Source organism: Candidatus Sphingomonas colombiensis (genome assembly GCA_029202845.1).
Classification (GTDB): Bacteria; Pseudomonadota; Alphaproteobacteria; order Sphingomonadales; family Sphingomonadaceae; genus Sphingomonas; species Sphingomonas colombiensis.
The window spans coordinates 3,006,288-3,024,950 of the sequence record CP119315.1 but is presented as its reverse complement, the minus strand read 5'-3'; the positions used below and the strand labels follow the sequence as shown (position 1 = coordinate 3,024,950).

The following is an 18,663-nucleotide window of genomic DNA, read 5'->3' as shown; positions in this document are numbered from 1 at the left end:
CCATTGCGGGAATCGTCGCTCGGCGATCAGATTCGTGCGATGAACGACACCCCATCGATCCGCCCTGGTGATCAGCAATGCGTCACCGCGTCGCAACTCGTCCGCCATTTCGGATTGTGGCAGGAACGCGCGGCCCGAGCGCCGGTCTATATCCTCCACCGCGGCCGACCACGCTATGCGCTGACCTCTATCGACGTGATGGAAGCTTTATGCGCACCCCTTTCGGTCGCGCCCGCCGATAACAACGCGCTCGCCACATTGCTCGACGCTGATGGCACAATCGCGATGATCCTCGATCGAGAGGGGCGTGTGGCGCTGGCTAGCAGCGCGGCGCGCGCTCGGTACGGCGCAGTGATGCGGAGCAGTTCTCGTCCAGGAGAAATCGCCTCGTCCGGCGGCGCAATGCTTGATGACGCGATTGCACGGGTAATCGCCAGCGGGATCGCCGAGTCGATCGAGATTGTGCCCGAGACCTTCCTCTCACGGCGCCTGCGTTGCGATCTCACGCCGTTTCCGACTGGTTGCCTGTTGCGCGCGGTCGATGTCACGACCGAGCAGGCGCTTGCCGCTATCCGCGCACAATTGCTGGCGATGTCCGAAGCAGGCGCCGCATCCGGCGCGATCAATGTCAGAATAAATCTGCGCGGTTATGTGGTCGCGCCTTCCCCGGATCTGGCGGCGCTGACCGGCATCGCGGCTGAAGCGCTGGCGACCGCCCGCTTCGCCTCTTTGCTTACCGTGGGCAGTCGGGTTCAGGCCGGCCACGCACTCGATGCCGTCGCGACCGACGGCATCGCGCGGAGCGTGACAGCGGAATGCCTGATCCATGGCGCGGCCCCGATGCCGGTGGCGATCGGCGTCGGGGCTGTCACGATCGCTGGGAGAATCGAGGAGTTGGCGATCACGATCGTTCGCGCCGTCGCATAAACTCTGTCTTTACGTCGGCACGCTAGAAGGACCGCTTGATCACCATCTCGCACGATAAGTCGCGGCGAGGCGTGCTGTACAAGGGACCATCGTGCAAATAGTTTCAACTTCCGCCCCTGCCCTTCTGGGTGAATCCATCGCCGTATTGGTCGATGCGGATGGGACCGGCAACGCGAGCTGGCCGGTCGCGCTCGCCTATCCGGCGACACCCCTGCGTGATCTGGCCGATGCGGTGCATGCACTGTGTGCCCTGCACGGGATGGCGCCGAGTATCATTGATCAGGCGGGTACCGCCCCGGGTTCATCGGGTGCTGTGCGGGAATGGTTGTCTGCGGCCGCACTGGCTTTCGACGCTGAACGTAATTTGCTCGCAACGCTGACCGCTGCGGTCGGCCCGTTGCCCTCCACGCCGGGTCAGGCACAATCGGAAGCAGCGATCGTCTCGCAGCGTCACGCGCTGACGATGTTGGCTGAATCCGATCGTGTCGGCTGCGCGGTTGGCGCGACGGCGGCGTTCCTGCTCGAATGGACCTCGATCCGCCGCGTACTCGTCATCGCCGGCGAGCGTGTCGGTATTTTCCCGGAGCGGAGCCCATTACCAACCGACCGCCAGACAATCGCCATGCTCGATGATCTTGGCGGCGGCAGCGCGACTCGGCGCGCCGTTACCTTCGGTGTGCAGCAGTTGCTCGCCCAGCATCGGGGGTTGTGGCAACTCCTTGACGCCCGCGCCTCGGCGCGACGGGGGAGCTGATCCGCCGACAACGACAAATTGCGAAAAGCCAGCGACAGGTATCGCTTCTCGCACTGAAAAACGCCGTCGCCTGATAACCAAGTGCGGCGGCCCGCCTCGGATCAAAAGAGCTATTCCGCGGTCAGCTTATCCGCTTCGCTCTCTGCATGACCCGCGAGCAATTCCACCGGCGAGATCGATTCGATCTCGCGCGCGCCGGGCTCGATATTCAAATCCCGCAGCTTGCGCGCACTTACGAGTGCTCGCGTTTCAAAGCTGTTGACGAAGGTGTTGTAGTTTTTGACCGCAGTGTTGAGCCCGCTGCCCACCACGCGCAGATCGCCGACCGCCTTGGCGAGCCGATCATATAATTCCTTGCCCAGCGCGCCGATCTGTCGCGCCTCGGTCGCCAGGCGCTCCTGCCGCCACACAGCCGAGACGGTGCGCGCGATCGCTATCAGATTGGTCGGCGTCGCAAGCAGAACACGTTTGTCGAACGCCGCGTCCCACAAGGTCGAATCGTGCTCCAGCGCGGCGGAGAGAAAATGTTCGCCCGGTACGAACATGATCACATAGTCGGGCGCGTCGGGGAACTGGCTCCAATAAGCCTTGGCGCCCAGAGTGTTGACGTGGGCCCGCATCGCATGGGCGTGCGCGGTCAACCCAAGCTGACGCTCCTTCTCGTCAACCGCAGCAAACGCGTCCTGATAGGAATTGAGTGACACTTTGGCGTCGATCACCAGCGATTTGCCTCCCGGCACGCGCACCACGGCATCGGGACGCAACCTTTCGCCGTCATCGCCGGTGACACTGACCTCCATCGCGAAATCGGTATGTTCGGCCAGCCCGCAGGTTTCGAGTACGTTACGCAACTGCTGCTCACCCCAGCGTCCGCGCGCTTTGGGTGCGGCGCGCAGCGCGTTGACCAGTTTCTGCGCCTCCGCTCGAACCGATTCCTGCCCGATGCGCATTGCCTCGATCTGGCCATGGAGCGAGCCGAACGCATCGCGCCGTTCTGCCTCTACCTTGGCGACGCCTTCTTCGTATCGCTGAAGTCGCTCGGTGACCGGCTGGAGCAGCGCCTTCAGCCCCTGCCCCGCACTTTCCTCCGACTGACGGAAGCGCTCGTCGGCGCGCTCCAAAAAAGCCTTCTGCGCCTCACCGAGCAGATTGCCGGCGACCTCTCGGAAGCGCCCGGCCATATCGTCCTTCGCTTCCTTGAATTCGGTGAGGCGCGCCTCGAACGCCTCCGCCTCGGTTTCGCGGCGGGCAAGCTCTGTGCGAGCATTGTCACGCTCATCCCGGATTGCGTCGAGTTCGCTGCGCAAACCATCTGCCGCCTTCGCACGCTCCGTCGCGGCGGCGAGATCGACAATTGCCTTCCTGAATTCGTCTGCGCGCTGATCGCGCTCTGCCCGCAAGCCCGCGACGTCACGCCGCGCAATAAACCAGCCAAGCGCGAGCCCAACGACAACGGCGACAAGAGCGATGACGGCAGTTTCTATCATCGCCGGAACATAATCGGAACATCAGCCACTTGGCAATGGCCTTGCCTCAAACCGGAGCATCGATCGACGTCGGCGGCGTGCTGAACCAGCGCGGGCCATCGGCCGTCATGTGGAAACAATCCTCCAGCCGCACACCATATTGGCCCGGAATGTAGATGCCCGGCTCATTGGAAAAACACATACCGGCCGCGAGCGGCATCGCCTCGCCATGGACGAGGTTGACCGGCTCGTGCCCGTCCATCCCAATGCCATGCCCAGTGCGGTGCGACAGGCCCGGAAGCTCGTAACCGGGACCATAGCCCCATTTGGTATAAGCAGCGCGCACCGCATCATCGACCGATCCGGCTGGCGCGCCGATCTTCGCCGCCGCCAGCGCGATACGCTGCCCGTCCGCCACCTGAGCCCATAATTTGCGCTGCGCCGCATTCGCCGTTCCGTGCACCCAGCTCCGCGAGATATCCGACTGATACCCCTGCACCGTGCAACCACAATCCATGAGCACGACCTGCCCATCCGCCACGCGATGCACCTCGCGGCTGCCGTGCGGATAGGCGGAGGCTTCCCCGATCAGGGCCATAGAGAATTCCACATCGCCGCCCAGCCGTCGGGTCGCGGCTGTCATCAATGCCCCAATCTCCGCGCCGGTCATGCCCTTTTCGACGCGTGGATGGAGCCAGCGATAGGCTGCGATCGTCACATCGGTTGCCGCCTGCATCAGCGCGAGTTCCGCCGGTCTCTTGATCATGCGACAACCCCGCACGATCGGATTGGCGGAGATTAGCTTTGCTTCGGGCAATGCACGCGCAAGGCCATCGAAGGCGAAGAAGCGCGCCGTTTCCTCGATCCCCACCGGCCGGCCACCGAGCTTGCGATCGCGCAGGAAGCCCGCGACCACGGCGAGCGGATTTTGATCCTCCTGCCATACGCGCACCTCTGCGGGGACGGCGAGCGTTTCGCGCACCGAAGGTTCCTCGAAGAACGGGGTGACGATGCAAGGCTCGCCCTCAACGGGGATGATCGCGGCGGTGAGCCGCTCGCTGCGCCGCCAGGCGACACCGGTGAAATAGATCATGCTCGATCCCGGCTCGATCAAGATCGCGCCAATGCCGTGATCGCGCATCAACGCCTGCGCCCGCGCCAGTCGCGCGGTGCGTTCAGGCGCGTCGATCGCTTTCACATCGGTCGTGATGTCCTTGAGCACGGCCAGATCTGGTTCGGCGGCCCGGACCGCTTCCCCCAGATTGACGAGCGGCAACAGCGCAGCAGCACCCAACAGGCCCCGTCGCGTCGGCATAAAGCGGTCGATCATCATAAGCGAAAACGATACGGTGCTTGACCGCGCTGTCGCAATCCCCTTTGCCTCCAGCCGATTTTTTCCGGGAGTATCCATGGGCAAGAGGCTAACCACCTATATCTTGATCGCGCTGGTGCTGGGCCTCGTCTGCGGGCTGGCACTCAACACATCGATCGGAGACGGCAGCGCCGCATCGCAGGCGCGGCTAGACACGCTCGCCGGCTACTTTTCGATCGTAACCACCGTATTCCTGCGCTTGATCAAGATGATCATCGCCCCGTTGGTTTTCGCGACGCTTGTCTCCGGCATCGCGCAGATGGGGGATACCGCGGCGCTCGGCCGGATCGGGGCACGCAGCCTCGGCTGGTTCATCGGCGCAAGCTTTCTGTCGCTTGGCCTCGGTCTGGTGCTGGTCAACATTTTCCAGCCCGGCGTCGGCGTTCACCTGGCGTTGCCCGCCACCACGGCCGGAAGCGGAGTTGAAACCGCCGCCTTCAATCTGAAGGATTTCATCGCCCATATCTTCCCGACCTCGATGGTCGACGCGATGGCGAAGAACGAGATTCTCCAGATCGTGATCTTCTCGGTCTTCGTCGGCGTCGCGATCACGGCGGTGGGTGAGAAAGCGGCGCCGCTGGTCCGCGCGATCGATGCGCTCGTCCACGTGATGTTGCAGATCACCGATTATGTGATGCGTTTCGCGCCGTTCGCGGTGTTCGCCGCCGTCGCCGGTACGCTGACCGAGCGCGGACCGAAGGTGATCGGCCAGCTCGCCTATTTCATGGGCACCTTCTATCTCTCGCTGTTCGTCCTATGGGCCATCCTGATCGGCATCGGTTTCCTGTTTATCGGGCGACGCATCACTGATCTGGTCCGTTACGTGCGCGAGCCGTTGCTCGTCGCCTTCTCCACCGCCTCTTCCGAAGCAGCCTATCCACGTATGCTGGAAGCACTCGACCGCTTCGGCGTTCCGCCGCGCGTCGCAAGCTTCGTGCTGCCGCTGGGCTATTCGTTCAACCTCGACGGATCGATGATCTACATGGGGTTCGCGGCGATGTTCATCGCACAGGCCTATGGCATCCACCTGCCGATCGAGACGCAGATCACAATGCTGCTGGTGCTGATGGTGACATCGAAGGGCATCGCCGGCGTGCCGCGCGCCAGCCTTGTCGTGATCGCCGCGACACTGCCGATGTTCAATATCCCGGAGGCCGGGCTGCTGCTGATCCTCGCGGTGGATCACTTCCTCGACATGGGGCGCACCGCGACCAACGTGATCGGCAACGCCGTGGCCAGCGCGGTCGTGGCGAAATGGGAGGGCGGTTTCGATCCGCCGCAGCCGATCGACATCGAACCACTTCACGCGCCATCTGGCGGTGGACCGGCTCGCGACGTGGATAGCTTCCGCGGGCTTTGAGAATATGGCCGTTTCCCCCATCGGGAAGCGGCCGAACCTCATCCTGAACGCAGCAGCGCCACGCCCGCATCGCGCTCGAACAGATAGAGCGCGGTGCGGGCGGCCTGCCCGCGATCCGCCGCCAGCCCGCCGTCACGATCGATCAGCAATCGCGCGTCATCGGTGGCAGGCGGGAGCAATTCCCCGAGCAAATCGCTCGTCGCGAGCCGGAACATCGCCTCCCCCGATTGCCGTGTGCCGAGCAGTTCGCCCGCGCCACGCAGCCGGAGATCCTCCTCCGCGATACGGAAACCATCATTGGTCTCGCGCATCAAAGCGAGCCGCGCACGCGAGGTTTCGGACAAGGCATTCCCGCGCAACAGCAGACACACCGAATGCCCCCCACCGCGCCCGACGCGCCCGCGTAACTGATGGAGTTGCGCCAGCCCGAAGCGGTCGGCGTGTTCGATCACGATCAGCGTGGCATTAGGCACGTCGACACCGACCTCGATCACCGTCGTCGCAACCAGCACGCCATGCTGCCCGGCGGCGAATGCGCTCATCACCGCATCCTTCTCCGCGCCTTTCATGCGACCGTGAACGAGCCCGACGCGATCCCCGAAACGGCTGGCCAACGCGGCCGCCCGCGCCTCGGCGGCGGCGAGATCGCTTTTCTCGCTCTCTTCAACCAGCGGGCAGACCCAATAGGCCTGCTTGCCCTCAGCCAGATGGCGGCCGAGCGCTTCGACCACCTCGTCCAGCCGCTCCTCGCTGATCACCCGCGTTTCGACCGGCTCGCGGCCCGGCGGCATCTCGTCGAGCCGGCTCTGGTCCATCTCGCCATGCTGCGCGAGGGTGAGCGTGCGCGGGATCGGCGTGGCGGTCATCGCGAGCAGGTGCGGCGTGGTGCGCCCCTTCGCGGCCAGCGCCATGCGCTCGGCGACGCCGAAGCGATGCTGCTCGTCGACCACCACGAGCCCGAGATCGCGATAGCCGACCGCCTCCTGAAAGATCGCATGGGTGCCGACGAGGATATGGATCGAGCCGTCCGCGAGCCCCATCAGTGTCGCCTCCCGCGCTCGCCCCTTGTCGCGCCCGGTGAGCACCGCAATCTCGATCGGCAGCCCGGCGAGCGTACGCCGCAACGTCTCATAATGCTGTCGGGCGAGGATTTCGGTCGGCGCGAGCATCGCGCCCTGCGCACCAGCTTCGACCGCGATCAGCATAGCGCCATGCGCGGCAACCAGCGTCTTGCCCGAGCCGACATCGCCTTGCAGCAGCCGCAGCATCGGCGCCTCCTGCGCGAGATCGCCCTCGATCTCCCGCACCGTCCGCGCCTGCGCGCCAGTTAGCGCATAGGGCAGCTTGAGCATGTCCCGCAGCCGTCCGTCGCCGGCGAGCGCGCGGCCGCGCCGTTTGCGGCTGTCCGCGCGGACCAGCATCAGCGCGAGCTGGTTGGCGAACACTTCGTCATAAGCGAGCCGCGTCCGCGCCAGCTGATCGGCCGGATCGGTGTGGATGCGGGTGATTGCCTCGCGCCAGCCCGGCCAGTCGCGCTTCGCCTTCAGCCCCGGCTCGATCCACTCGGACAGATCTGGTGCGCGGGCCAGCGCCTGCTCGATCAGTCCGGCGAGGCGGCGCGAGGTGATCCCTTCCGACAGCGGATAGATCGGCTCGCGCTCGCGAAACCCCTCATCGCCCTCGATATCGGGGTGGATGATCTGAAGCTCCTGCCCGTAACTTTCGAGCTTGCCGGAGATGCGCACCGATTCGCCGATCGTGTAGAGCTTGCGCACCCAGCCCGAGGATCCACCGAAATAAACCAGGCTCACCGGATTGCCCGCCGCATCGGTGGCATGGACCCGCGTCGGCGCACGCGCGCTGCCGGTGCTGCGGATATCGCGCGGCACCAGCGTGATCGCGATCGTCCGCCCCGCATCGCTGGCGTCCAGCGTCTCGCGCGGCAGGCGATCGACCCATCCGGTCGGCAGGTGGAACAGCAGATCCACCACGCGCGCGATCCCCAGCCGGTCGAGCGGCTTGGCCAACGCCGCCCCCACGCCCTTCAGCGCGGTGATCTCTGCGAACAGCGGATTGAGGATATCTGGTCTCATGCCTACATGGCGCATTACCCGCACCCGACGCGCGCCGCCAGCGCCCGCCGGGCAATTGACGTTGAGGACCGATGGACCACGCAATCCGCCTAAAGCGCCTGAAATTCCGTTCGTGGCATCGCGGCACGCGCGAGGCCGACATGATGATCGGCGGCTTTTTCGATGCTCACCACGTCGACTGGAGCGCCGCTGAACTGGACTGGTTCGAGACTTTGCTGGAAGAGCAGGACGTGGACATCATGGGTTGGGCGATCGGCTCCATCCCCTGCCCGCCGCAATGGGATGGCCCGATGATGCAGGCGATGCGCGGGCTGAATTACGTGCAGGTTCCCGAATAGCGGGAACGCCGCGCCTCCCGATCCCTTTCAGCCCTCCCTTCCACGGAGGGGAGAGATTTCCATGCCCGACCTGAAACAGATCCTTTCCGCCACCCAATCGCTGACGCTCGCCGGCGTGCCCGCGGGCTTCCTGCCGTCGCTGCTGGCGGATCTCGCGCGCGCGGCGCCGACGAAGCGGGCGGTGTTCATCGCGCCGGACGAGGCGGCGATGCGGGCAATTGCGGGGACTGCGCACTTCTTCGCGCCGGAGCTGGAGATCGTCGAATTTCCGGCATGGGATTGCCTGCCTTACGATCGCGCCTCCCCCACGTTACGCGTGATGGCGGAGCGGATCGGCGCGCTGCATCGCCTGCAGCACAAGCCGCGCGCGCCGCAACTGGTGCTCACCACCGCCAATGCCGCGACGCAGCGCACGCTCACCCCGTTCCGCATCCGCCAGCTCGTCGCCAATCTGAAGCCGGGTGAGCGGATCAGCCTCGACCGGCTCGCCGCGCTGCTTCAGGCGAACGGCTATGTCCGCACCGATACCGTCCACGACGCTGGCGAATATGCGATTCGCGGCGGGATCGTCGATCTGTTCCCGAGCGGCGAGGAACAGGCGCTGCGGCTCGATTTCTTCGGCGACGAGATCGAGAGCGTCCGCACCTTCGATCCAGACGACCAGCGCACCACTGGGCGGATCGACGGCTTCACCCTGCTCCCCGCATCCGAGGCGCTGCTGGACGAGGACAGCGTCAAACGCTTCCGTAGCCGCTACCGCGAGACTTTCGGCGCGACCGCGACCGGCGATCCGCTCTATCAGGCGGTGAGCGATGGGCGCCGGCTGGCCGGCATGGAGCATTGGCTGCCGCTGTTTGAGGAAAAGCTCGCCACATTGTTCGATCATCTCGGCCACGATGCACTGGTGATCCGCGACAACGGAGTTACCGCCGCCGCAGAGGGCCGGTTGGAAGCGATCGCCGACTATTACGAGAACCGCAAACGCGCCGAGGCCGCGCAGCCCGGCAGCTATCGCGCGCTGCCCTGCCAGGACGCTCTACCTCGACGATGGCGAATGGCGCGCGGGCGCTGGACGCGGCGACCGCGCATCGTGACGACCGCCTTCCATGAACCCGAATCGGCCAGGGTGGTCGATTTCGGGGTCGACGGCGCGCGCGATTTCGCGCCCGAGCGCGCATGCCGGCGTGACCATATGTCTACGAGGCGGTGGTCTTTGCGCACCTCGCCAAGCTGCGCAAGGACGGGCTGCACGCCGGTGCTGGCGAGCTATTCGATCGGCGCGCGCGACCGGCTCGGCGACGCTGCTCACGGATCACGGGCTCCACGGCGCCAAGCCGGTCGAGACGTGGCAGGAGGCACTTGGGGGTCGGCGAGACGCAGGTCGCGCTGGTCGTCCTGCCGCTCGATCACGGCTTCACCGCGCCGCGCGTCGGGATGCTGACCGAGCAGGACATGCTCGGCGACCGGCTTGTTCGCCGCCACAAGCGGCGCAAGTCGGCCGACGCCTTTCTTGCGGAACTGGCGACGCTCTCGCCTGGCGATCTCGTCGTCCATGTCGATCACGGAATCGGCCGATATGAGGGGCTGACCTCGATCCCGGTGGGCAAGGCGCCCCACGATTGCGTCGCGCTGACCTATGCCGGTGGCGACAAGCTCTACGTGCCGGTCGAGAATCTCGAGGTCCTCTCACGCTACGGCTCGAGCGAGGAAGGCGCCGCGCTCGACAAGCTCGGCGGCGAGGCTTGGCAGCGGCGCAAAGCGCGGATGAAGGAGCGCATCCGCGAAATCGCGGGTGAGTTGATCGCGATCGCAGCCGAACGCGCGCTGCGCTCGGGCGATGTCGCGGAGCCGGATTCGAGCGGTTATCCGACGTTCGTCGATCGTTTCCCGTATGAGGAAACCGACGATCAGGATCGCGCGATCGAGGATGTGCTGGGCGATCTTTCCGCCGGCAAGCCGATGGACCGGCTGATCGTCGGCGATGTCGGCTTCGGCAAGACGGAGGTTGCATTGCGTGCCGCCTTCGTCGCCGCGATGGCGGGAATGCAGGTGGCCGTAGTCTGCCCCACCACATTGCTCGCGCGCCAACACTACCAGAATTTTGTCACCCGCTTCGAAGGCTTCCCGCTCAACATCGGCCGGATCTCGCGTCTCGTCAGTGCCAATGAAACGAAGGCGACCAAGGAGCGTGTCGCATCGGGCGACATTGATATCGTCGTCGGCACCCATGCGCTGCTCGCCAAAAGCCTTGAATTCAAGCGGCTCGGCCTTGTCATCGTCGACGAGGAACAGCGGTTCGGCGTCACCCACAAAGAACGGCTGAAGGCGCTGAAAAGCGACGTCCATGTGCTGACGCTCACCGCCACACCGATCCCGCGCACATTGCAGATGGCGATGTCCGGCCTGCGCGAGCTATCGGTGATCCAGACGCCGCCCGTCGATCGCCTCGCGGTACGCACCTATGTGATGCCATGGGATCCGGTGGTGCTGCGCGAGGCACTGCTGCGCGAGCATTATCGTGGCGGCCAGAGCTTCCTCGTCACCCCGCGCATCGCGGACCTGCCGGATATCGAGGAATATCTGCGCAACGAGGTGCCCGAAATCCGCTACGTCATCGCGCACGGCCAGATGGCGGCGAGCGAGGTAGAGGAGCGGATGAGCGCCTTCTACGACAAGAAGTTCGAGGTGCTCGTCTCCACCACGATCATCGAGAGCGGGATCGACATCCCCTCCGCCAATACGATGATCATCAACCGCGCCGATCGCTTCGGCCTCGCGCAGCTCTATCAGCTACGCGGACGCGTCGGGCGTTCCAAGACGCGTGCTTACGCATATCTCGTCACCCCGCCGGAACGGCAGATGACCGATGCGGCGGAAAAGCGGCTGAAGGTGCTTTCCGATCTCGACACGCTGGGGGCAGGATTCCAACTCGCCAGCCACGATCTCGACATCCGCGGCGCGGGCAATCTGCTCGGCGACGAACAATCCGGTCATATCAAGGAGGTCGGCTACGAACTCTACCAGTCGATGCTGGAAGAGGCGATCATGGACGCCAAGGCCGGCGGCCTCGCCCAGCGTCCGCGCGATTTCTCGCCGCAGATCACCGTCGACGCACCGATCCTGATCCCGGAAGATTACGTGCCGGATCTCGATCTGCGCATGGGCCTTTATCGCCGTCTGAACGAGCTGGACGACAAGCGGGCGCTCGAGTCATTCGCCGCCGAGATGATCGACCGCTTCGGCAAGCTGCCCGAGCCGACCGAAAATCTGATCCGGGTGATCGAAATCAAGATGAACGCCAAAAAGGCGTGCGTCGCGAAGATGGATATCGGACCGAAGGGCGCGCTCGTCACCTTCCACGATGATCGGCCCCCGAACGTCGACGGGCTGCTCGCTTATGTCCAGCGGCTCGGCGCGATCGCCAAGCTGCGCCCGGATTCGAAATTCGCGCTGACCCGCGCCTGGCCGGACCCGGATGCCCGGCTCAACGGTGCGCTGCAATTGTCGAAGGGGCTGGCGAAGGCCGCGGGTTGAGCGTCCAGGCGGCAAAGAGCGTGGCCAGCGCGTCGCTGTCGAGCGGCCCCGCGCAGAGATAGCCCTGATAGAGATCGCCGCCCTCACCCGCGAGCATATCGCGCTCGATCGCCGTCTCCACGCCTTCCGCGATCGTTGCGAGGCCTAGCGCATGCGCCATCGCGATCACGCCGCGCACGATCACCCGGTCACGCGCGGAACCGGCGATGTCGCGCGTCAGGCTGCGGTCGATCTTGAGATAATCGAGCGGCAACGCCTTCAGATAGGCGAGGCTGGAATAGCCGGTGCCGAAATCGTCGATCGCAACCCGCACTCCCTGCTCCCGCAGCGCGCCGAGCGCGGCTGCGGCGATATCGAGGTCGCTGATCAAACCGGTTTCGGTGATTTCGGCCGTCATCCGTCCGCGTACGATTCCGCTCGCCGTCACGTGATCGACGAAGCGCTGTGCGAAATCGGGGCGCGCCACATCGGCGGCAGTGACATTCACGGCGATCCGCAGATTCCGCAGCATCGCCGGCCATTGCGAGGCGATCGCGAGCGAGCGGACAAGGATATGCTCCGATAGTGCTGCGCCGAGATCGGCTCGATCGGCCGCCGCGAACAAGGTTTCCGCTCCCAATGTGCCGAGTGACGGGTGATCCCATCGCGCCAGCGCTTCCACGCCGGTGATCGCGCCTGAGGCAAGCGCCACCTGCGGCTGGAACAGGATCGCGATCTCGTTGCGATCGATCGCGCGGTGCAGATCCGCGGCAAGGCGCGCGAGCGGCGCCGCATAGGTGCGCGATGCCTGCCGCACCGCCGCGCTGTCGCTACCGCGCGCGGCATCCAGCGCATCACGGGCGCGGGCCGGCAGCTCCGCAACCGAGCCGCCACGCGCCACGCCGATCCGCGCGCCTAGGTTGATCATCGCATCGCCGGTATCGAATGGACGCGCGAGCGCGGCCTCGATCGCGTTCAGCGCCTGAACGATGGCGGCTTCGTCGGTGGCGAGCGCAATCTCGAATGCTGCGCCATCGCCACGCGCTATCTGACGATCATCGGGAGCGATACCGCCCAACGCATCGACGATTCGCGCAAAAGCCGCAGCCAGCAACGCGTCGCCGATCGAGCGCCCAAACGCCGCATTGACGATATCGAAGCGGGTCAGGCTGATCGCCAGCATCGCCGGCGAGCCTCCTTCAGCGTCCCGGGTCGCAAGGAAACGCGCGACCTCGCCGGGGGCCGCTTCCTCGCCGCGCCGCGCGAAGGCCTGTCGTCGCACGCGCCGGGCATGCCGCGCAGCAAAGCGCAGCATAAGCAGCAAGGCGGCCGGCTCCTCACCAATCACGATATGTGTCGCACCAGCATCATAAGCGGCGGCCGACATGCTATCCGAGTCGAGGATCGCGACCAGTGCCGCCTGTTCTTCGAACGCGACCGGCGCCAGTGCGGCGAGTGTCGCCAGCCCGGCGCGCGCATCCACTAGCCGGACGAGCGGCGCGGCATCGCTGCTCAGCCAACCGGCCGCTGCAAGCAGCGGCTCCAGGTCGCCGCGCGCCGCATCGGGGGCGATCGCGATCGTGGTGGTGGGCTTCGGAAAGCGCGGCTGACCCTTCATTAAGGATTTGTTAGCGCCCCAAGGCCCGCTCGCCAATCATTTCATGACCGATCCGGGCCGATATTTACCGCAGACTTGCCGCACCGGGCCGGAGCGCCTAGCTCTCCAGGGCGATGGCGGCCACCGATCTTCATGCGCCCGGCGCGCTCGTCGACGGCTTCGGACGTGGGATTAGCTATCTGCGCGTCTCCGTTACCGATCGTTGCGACCTGCGCTGTCGCTATTGCATGGCCGAACGCATGACATTTCTGCCGCGTAGCAAATTGCTCGCGCTGGAGGAGATCGCGATCATCGCCGAACGCTTCATCGCGCGCGGGGTTCGCAAAATTCGCCTCTCCGGCGGCGAGCCACTCGTAAGACGCGACGTTATCGATCTGGTTCGTCGGCTCGGCACGCATGTCGGGCATGGGCTCGACGAACTCACGATGACCACCAACGGCACGCGGCTCGCGGATCACGCCCAGGCGCTGTTCGACGCCGGCATCCGCCGCATCAACGTCAGCCTCGACAGCCGTGACCCGGATCGTTTTCGCTTCATCACCCGGCACGGTGATGTGGCGCAGGTGCTCGACGGAATAGCGGCGGCGCGGGCTGTTGGTCTGCGGGTGAAAATCAACATGGTCGCGCTAAAGGGCCTGAACGATGAAGAAATTCCGGCCATGCTCAATTGGTGCGTGACCGAAGGGTTGGATCTGACGTTGATCGAAACCATGCCGCTCGGCGCGATCGACGAAGATCGCATCGACCGCTTCCTTCCTCTCACCAACGTGTTCCAACAGCTTTCGGCGAGTCATTCGTTCGTTCGCGAGATGCAGGGCACCGGCGGCCCCGCGCGTTACTGGCGCGTGGCGGGCAGCGATACACGGCTCGGGCTGATCTCTCCGCTCACGGCCAATTTCTGCGACGGATGCAACCGCGTGCGACTGACGACCGAGGGGCGGCTATATTCCTGTCTTGGCCATGACGATCAGATGGACCTGAAGGACGCATTGCGCTCGGGGGGAGTCGCTGCACTCGACTCCGCGATCGACGAAGCCGTCGCCGCCAAGCCGCGGCGCCACGATTTCAACATGACGCCCGGTGCTGCCCCCGCGGTTTCGCGCCACATGAGCGTGACAGGCGGATGACGAGCTATCCCCGGCGGGCGCTGGTCGCCTCGCCCACCGCCACAGCGCAGGCTGCCCGCGCCGAATTGTTCGACGCATGGGATTGGTGCTCGATCGAAGAGGCCGATCTGGTCATCGCACTGGGTGGCGACGGCTTCATGCTCCAGACGCTGCATTCCATGCTGGAGGCACGCCGCCCCCCGCCCCCGGTATTCGGCATGAATCTGGGCACGGTCGGCTTCCTGATGAACGAGTGGCGGCAGCATGGCCTGGATGACCGGCTCGATCGCGCGCGCGCCTTCAAGGTCACGCCGCTGTTGATGACTGCCACCGGCATCGATGGCCGCATCCACACGCTGCCCGCGATCAATGAAGTATCGCTGCTCCGCGAAACACGGCAGACCGCAAAGATCGAGGTGACGGTCAACGACCGCATCGTGCTGGAGGAACTGGCCTGCGACGGCATCCTCGTCGCCACCCCAGCCGGATCGACCGCCTATAATCTCTCGGCGCATGGGCCGATTCTGCCGCTCGGCTCGGCGCTGCTGGCGCTCACCCCGATCAGCGCGTTTCGTCCTCGGCGCTGGCGCGGTGCGATCCTGCCGGAGCGGGCCCGAATCTCGCTGCGCATCCTCGATCCCGATAAGCGCCCCGTCTCTGCCGTGGCCGATCAGCGCGAAATCCGCGATGTCTCACAGGTGGATATCGCGATGGATCGCGCGCGCGAACTCACCCTGCTGTTCGATCCCGAACACGCGCTCGACGACCGGATTACGATGGAACAGTTCATCGCGTGAAAATCCTGATGAAACTGGGGTTGCATCTAAAATTTTGACGGGTATAGACGCGCCTCCCGCACGGCATTCCCTGATAGCTCAGCGGTAGAGCTCTCGACTGTTAATCGAGCGGCCGTAGGTTCGAATCCTACTCAGGGAGCCACCGTGCGGACTTCATCGCCTTGCTGATATGACAGCCGCACGGCGACCGCCGTGCCCGAGAACGGGCGCCAAGCCCGCGATCACATCATACTTGCCACCGCCAGCGCCGCGACGCATCCCTTCCGCCATTATAAACGGGGGAATCATCGATGCGCCTTCTCGCAGCACTTCTTCTCGCGACGGTCGCCGTGCCCGCAATGGCGCAGGCACAGCCGAGCGCGAAACCAGCCGAGGCGCCGACCCGCGCCTTCACCGGCAACGATCTGTTCCAGCTATCGATCGCCGCCGATCCGCAAATCAGCCCTGACGGGCGCAGCATCGTCTATGTCCGCCGGTCCGGCGACGTAATGTCGGATCGTATGCAATCCTCCTTATGGCTGATCGACGTCGCGACCGGGCGGCAGAAACCGTTCGCCGCGAGCGGCTCAAGCCCGCGCTGGTCACCGGACGGCACCCGAATCGCCTATGTCGCGTCAGACGGTGCCAACCCGCAATTGTTCGTCCGCTGGTTGGGCAATGACGCGGTGACGCGCGTAACCGCGCTTCCGAACGATCCCAACTCGCTCGCCTGGTCGCCGGATGGGCGCCGCCTCGCCTATATCGCTACGGTCGCGGGCGACGCCATGACGCTGGGCAAGGCGCCCGCCAAACCCGAAGGCGCAAAATGGGCCGAGCCGCTGGAGGTGATCGACCGCATCACCTACCGCGCCGATGGCGGCGGCTATATCAAGCCGGGCAACGATCACCTCTTCGTCGTCTCGGCGGACGGCGGTGGCGCGCGCCAGCTCACCTTCGGCAAGTTCGACGACAATGGTCCGCTTTCATGGAGCCCGGACGGCCGCGCCATCCTGTTCTCAGCGATTCGCACCCCCGATGCCGAGCGTCAGGTGTTGAACAGCGAGGTGATCTCGGTCGACACCGCGACCGGCGACTTGCACACCCTCACCAGCCGGGATGGCCCGGATGCCGCACCGCGCTTCTCGCCGGATGGATCGAAAGTCGCGTGGCTCGGGTTCGACGATCATCGTCGCAGCTATGAGAATACGCAGCTCTACGTCGGCGGCCGGGCAGCGGAAAACCCGCGCTCACTGACCCCGTCGCTGGATCGCGGGATCGAGGATGCTAGCTGGGCGGCGGACGGCAACAGTCTCTATGCGAGCTATGACGATCACGGGAAGCGCAAGGTGGCGCGGATCACGCTCGATGGCCGCGCCTCGACCATCGTCGAGAACGTCGCTGGCGGCGGGATCGACCGGCCTTACACCGGGGGCGATTTCTCCGTCTCTCGTAATGGCGTGATCGCCTATACGGGCGGCGAGGCGAACGCCCCGGCAGATGTGTGGGTCTCCTCGGGCGGAAAGGCCCGACGGCTCACGGATCTCAACGCGAACCTGCTCGAAGCAAAGACGATGGCGCCGGTGCGCAAGATCGCCGTCACCGCGCCGGACGGCCGGGCCATCGACGCGTGGCTCGCCACCCCCGCCAGGGCGCCAGCCGGGACAAAAGGTGCCGTTGATCCTCGAGATCCACGGCGGCCCCAACAGCGCCTACGGCCCCAGCTTCTCCACCGATGTGCAGCTTTATGCCGCCGCCGGTTATGCGGTGCTGTGGACCAACCCGCGCGGCTCGACCTCCTACGGTGCGGAATTCGCCAATCTGATCGACAAGAATTATCCGAGCCAGGATTATGACGATCTGATCGCCTCGGTTGACGCCGCGATCGCGGACGGCACTGCTGATCCGGACAATCTGTTCGTCACCGGCGGATCGGGCGGCGGGGTGCTCACCGCCTGGATCGTCGGTAAGACCGATCGCTTCAAGGCTGCCGCGACACAGAAGCCGGTGATCAACTGGGCAAGCGAGGCGCTGACGATGGACAACACGTTGTTCACCTCACGCTATTGGTTCGCCAAACTGCCGTGGGAAGATCCAATGAGCTATTGGAAGCGTTCGCCGCTCAGCCTCGTCGGCAACGTCAAAACGCCAACGCTGGTGGTGGTCGGCGGCGAGGATTATCGCACGCCGGTAAGTGAGAGCGAGCAATATTATGCCGCGCTCCAGATCCAGGGCGTCCCTACCGCGCTGGTAAAGGTGCCCGGCGCCAGCCACGGCGGCCTCGCCGCCCGCCCGTCCCAGAGCGCCGCCAAGGCTTCGGCGATAATCGCGTGGTTCGATCGCTATCGCGCGAATCGAGCGAAGCCTAACGCCGAGTGAAACGAAAAAGCGCCGCGCATCGACGCTAATGTCGGTGCGCGGCGACTGGCGTGAGCAATGATCCCTCCAGCGGCAATTGCGGTTCCCGCGAACGCACGCTAAGGGGCCCCTCCGCAACCGATGCTGGGGCGTCGCCAAGTGGTAAGGCAGCGGCTTTTGATGCCGCCATTCGCAGGTTCGAATCCTGCCGCCCCAGCCAGTCGGAAATTCCGAAAAGTGCTTTGACGATCCGGGATCCCGGGCGGGCGCACGCCGACAGCGGCCTCATCTGATTCCGCGCCTCGCTCGAGCATGGCTTGGCGACACGAAATCGTCGCATCCCGTTACCGTGAATTCATCCAGCAGACACGCTCCGGCTGACTCGGCGCTGCTATATCGGCGCATGCCGTTTATCCGCTGATCGATGAAGGAGCATTTTATGCAGAGAATCTCCATGCGCTCACGCGATTTGCTCTACGTTACGCTGATGCTGCTGGCGACGACTGCCGCCGGTACCGCCGATGCGCAACGACGGGAGGGCGAGCACGGCGGCATGCCGCCGATGGGTCATCAAATGATGGCAGAGCCGATGCGCGCGCCGCAAGGCTACGCCCCAATCATGCGTCCACCCGAAACCGCGAACCGCCCGCAGACGATGGATCGCGATGCCTATCGGCATAATTTCACGGCACCGCAGGCCTATCGCATTGGGCCGTATCACCCGCCGCATGGCTACGCCTATCGTCGCTATGCCTACGGCCAGATTCTGCCCCGGCTATATTGGTCACCGGACTATATCCTGTCCGACTATTGGTTGTTCGGGCTGGATTTGCCGCCGGTCGGTTTCGAATGGGTTCGCTACGGTCCGGATGCATTGCTGATCGACATGACGACCGGAGAGGTGGTGCAAACGGTATATGCCATTTTCCCGTAGGCCCCCGCTTTGGCTCCAATCAAAACAAAATGGCCCTCGGATCATTCCGGG

General features: G+C 64.9%; 11 protein-coding genes, 2 tRNA genes and 2 pseudogenes. 11 read left to right on the top strand and 4 right to left on the bottom strand.

Annotated features, from left to right (window positions below):
• Nucleotides 1-39: 39 nt before the first annotated feature.
• Nucleotides 40-927 (top strand): hypothetical protein, encoded by an 888-nt coding sequence (locus P0Y64_14615; GenBank protein ID WEK42602.1) that lies wholly within the window; start codon nt 40-42, stop codon nt 925-927.
• A gap of 145 nt (nt 928-1,072) precedes the next feature.
• Nucleotides 1,073-1,681 (top strand): hypothetical protein, encoded by a 609-nt coding sequence (locus P0Y64_14610; protein WEK42601.1) that lies wholly within the window; start codon nt 1,073-1,075, stop codon nt 1,679-1,681.
• Nucleotides 1,682-1,791: 110 nt separating this feature from the next.
• Here P0Y64_14610 and rmuC read toward each other — a convergent pair whose 3' ends face one another.
• Both rmuC and P0Y64_14600 read right to left on the bottom strand, forming a co-directional pair.
• Nucleotides 1,792-3,168, bottom strand: a complete 1,377-nt coding sequence (gene rmuC / locus P0Y64_14605; GenBank protein ID WEK42600.1) for a DNA recombination protein RmuC — start codon at nt 3,166-3,168, stop codon at nt 1,792-1,794.
• A gap of 46 nt (nt 3,169-3,214) precedes the next feature.
• A complete protein-coding gene (locus P0Y64_14600; protein ID WEK42599.1) occupies nt 3,215-4,462 on the bottom strand; it encodes a Xaa-Pro peptidase family protein in 1,248 nt (415 codons plus the stop codon).
• A gap of 94 nt (nt 4,463-4,556) precedes the next feature.
• On the opposite strand from P0Y64_14600, the gene P0Y64_14595 reads away from it, so the two are divergent.
• Nucleotides 4,557-5,879, top strand: a complete 1,323-nt coding sequence (locus P0Y64_14595) for a dicarboxylate/amino acid:cation symporter (GenBank protein ID WEK42598.1) — start codon at nt 4,557-4,559, stop codon at nt 5,877-5,879.
• Between the two features lie 38 nt (nt 5,880-5,917).
• Here P0Y64_14595 and recG read toward each other — a convergent pair whose 3' ends face one another.
• On the bottom strand, nt 5,918-7,972 hold the full coding sequence (recG, locus tag P0Y64_14590) for an ATP-dependent DNA helicase RecG (protein WEK42597.1): 2,055 nt from the start codon (nt 7,970-7,972) through the stop codon (nt 5,918-5,920).
• Nucleotides 7,973-8,043: 71 nt separating this feature from the next.
• Here recG and P0Y64_14585 point away from each other — a divergent pair, with 71 nt between their 5' ends.
• Nucleotides 8,044-8,310, top strand: coding sequence for a succinate dehydrogenase assembly factor 2 (locus tag P0Y64_14585; protein ID WEK42596.1), 267 nt, complete (start codon nt 8,044-8,046; stop codon nt 8,308-8,310).
• A 61-nt stretch (nt 8,311-8,371) separates the two neighbouring features.
• Nucleotides 8,372-11,844 (top strand): annotated as a pseudogene (mfd, locus tag P0Y64_14580) (transcription-repair coupling factor).
• Here mfd and P0Y64_14575 read toward each other — a convergent pair.
• Nucleotides 11,795-13,441, bottom strand: coding sequence for an EAL domain-containing protein (locus P0Y64_14575; GenBank protein ID WEK42595.1), 1,647 nt, complete (start codon nt 13,439-13,441; stop codon nt 11,795-11,797). The pseudogene mfd and the gene P0Y64_14575 sit on opposite strands and share 50 nt — an antisense overlap.
• Nucleotides 13,442-13,554: 113 nt before the next feature.
• On the opposite strand from P0Y64_14575, the gene moaA reads away from it, so the two are divergent.
• The 6 genes and pseudogenes from moaA to P0Y64_14545 all read left to right on the top strand — a co-directional run bounded on the left by moaA (nt 13,555) and on the right by P0Y64_14545 (nt 18,612).
• Nucleotides 13,555-14,568: a GTP 3',8-cyclase MoaA gene (gene moaA / locus P0Y64_14570; protein ID WEK42594.1), complete on the top strand. Its 1,014-nt coding sequence runs from the start codon at nt 13,555-13,557 to the stop codon at nt 14,566-14,568.
• Entirely contained in the window at nt 14,565-15,344 is a 780-nt protein-coding gene (locus P0Y64_14565) for an NAD kinase (protein WEK42593.1), read from the top strand. The genes moaA and P0Y64_14565 overlap by 4 nt, the downstream gene beginning before the upstream one ends.
• Before the next feature lie 67 nt (nt 15,345-15,411).
• A tRNA-Asn gene (locus P0Y64_14560) sits at nt 15,412-15,486 on the top strand.
• Between the two features lie 148 nt (nt 15,487-15,634).
• A pseudogene (locus P0Y64_14555) lies at nt 15,635-17,699 on the top strand (S9 family peptidase).
• A gap of 124 nt (nt 17,700-17,823) precedes the next feature.
• Nucleotides 17,824-17,898, top strand: a tRNA-Gln gene (locus P0Y64_14550).
• Between the two features lie 219 nt (nt 17,899-18,117).
• Nucleotides 18,118-18,612 carry an RcnB family protein gene (locus tag P0Y64_14545; protein WEK42592.1) on the top strand — a complete coding sequence of 165 codons (495 nt, stop codon included), beginning with the start codon at nt 18,118-18,120 and terminating at the stop codon, nt 18,610-18,612.
• The last annotated feature ends 51 nt before the right edge of the window (nt 18,613-18,663 follow it).